The 1397-nt window shown below is 69.7% G+C and carries 1 protein-coding gene and 1 pseudogene; both read left to right on the top strand.

Annotation, left to right across the window (positions count from 1 at the left end; genetic code table 11):
- Nucleotides 1-88 (top strand): annotated as a pseudogene (locus ABZ885_RS41195) (transposase); the annotation flags it as partial.
- Between the two features lie 304 nt (nt 89-392).
- Nucleotides 393-1397 (top strand): HAD-IC family P-type ATPase (locus ABZ885_RS41190; RefSeq protein ID WP_360200343.1); only part of this gene is annotated, 1005 nt, incomplete at its 3' end.

The raw sequence follows: 1397 nt of genomic DNA, 5'->3' as shown, positions 1-1397 counted from the left end.
CATGATCCGCCGCTACATCATCTGGCGGAACAAGCACGCCGCCGATCAGCGCCTACGCGAAGTCGTCACCAGGGCCAACATTGCCTGATACGGCATTAGTTATCGCCAGGCATTGTCAACAACTCGTCAATGGCCTTCGGTCGCTCCCCCAACAGCCGCGACAAGGACTTGCCCACGCACTCCGACGGTGTGTCGGGAGCCTTGGGCGGAACTGGCGCGCCGCCCGATGCTGCAGGGCGTCAGAGACCTGTCAAGGATCGACGGCGTCACGCCAAGCTCCCGTCAAAATGCAGCGGAAGTACGGAGATCCGGTGCTTCGCTGATCGGCGTCCCGCTCTCACCCGATCCCGCCGCCCACTCACCAACAGCGGCCCCGGAAGGTCTCAGAACCGATGCGCCGTTCGGCCCTCACTCCACCGGACACCACCGACACCCAGGACAGGTTCCAGCGCTCCGACCGAACCAGCGGTCGGCAGCCCCCGCATCCGAGGCACCGGCCCGGCCCGGTAAGGGGCGGCCGCCGTCTGGTCGACGCTCAGCAGCTGACCGACGCACTGCCGGCCGCGCTGCGCAAGCTCCACCCGCGCACCATGGCCAGGAACCCGGTCATGCTGGTGGTGGAGACCGGCTCGGCGGCCACCACGCTGAGCGCGGTCCTCCACCCCGGCGTCTTCGCCTGGGTGATCAGCTTCTGGCTCTGGCTGACCGTGCTGTTCGCCAACCTCGCCGAGGCGGTCGCGGAGAGCCGGGGCAAGGCGCAGGCCGACTCGCTCCGCCAGACCCGGGCCGGCACCACCGCCCGGCGCCTGCTGCACTGGCGGGTCGGCACCCGCGACCACCGCCACGAGACCATCCCCGCCGAGCAGTTGCTGCTGCACGACATCGTGCTCGTGTCCGCCGGTGAGGTGATCCCGCGCGACGGCGAGGTCGTCGAGGGGGTGGCGAGCGTCGACGAGTCGGCGATCACCGGCGAGTCCGCGCCGGTGATCCGCGTGTCCGGCGGCGACCGCACCGGCGTCACCGGCGGCACCCGGGTGCTCTCCGACCACCTCGTCGTCCGCATCACCTCCCGGCCCGGGCAGAGCTTCATCGACCGGATGATCGCCCTGGTCGAGGGGGCGGACCGGCAGAAGACGCCGAACGAGATCGCCCTCAACATCCTGCTCGCCTCGCTGACCATCGTGTTCATTCTGTCGGTGGTCTCGCTCCAGCCGATGGCGATCTACGCCCACTCCCCGCAGACCACCATCGTGCTGGTCGCGCTGATGGTCGCCCTCATCCCGACCACCATCGGCGCGCTGCTTTCCGCGATCGGCATCGCCGGCATGGACCGCCTCGTCCAGCGCAACGTGGTCGCCCTCTCCGGCCGCGCCGTCGAAGCCGCCGGCGACGTCGAC

This window comes from Kitasatospora sp. NPDC047058, assembly GCF_040643935.1.
In the GTDB taxonomy this organism is placed as follows: Bacteria; Actinomycetota; Actinomycetes; order Streptomycetales; family Streptomycetaceae; genus Kitasatospora.
Note: the sequence above shows the minus strand (reverse complement) of the source record. Positions and strands in the feature narration are given on the sequence as shown.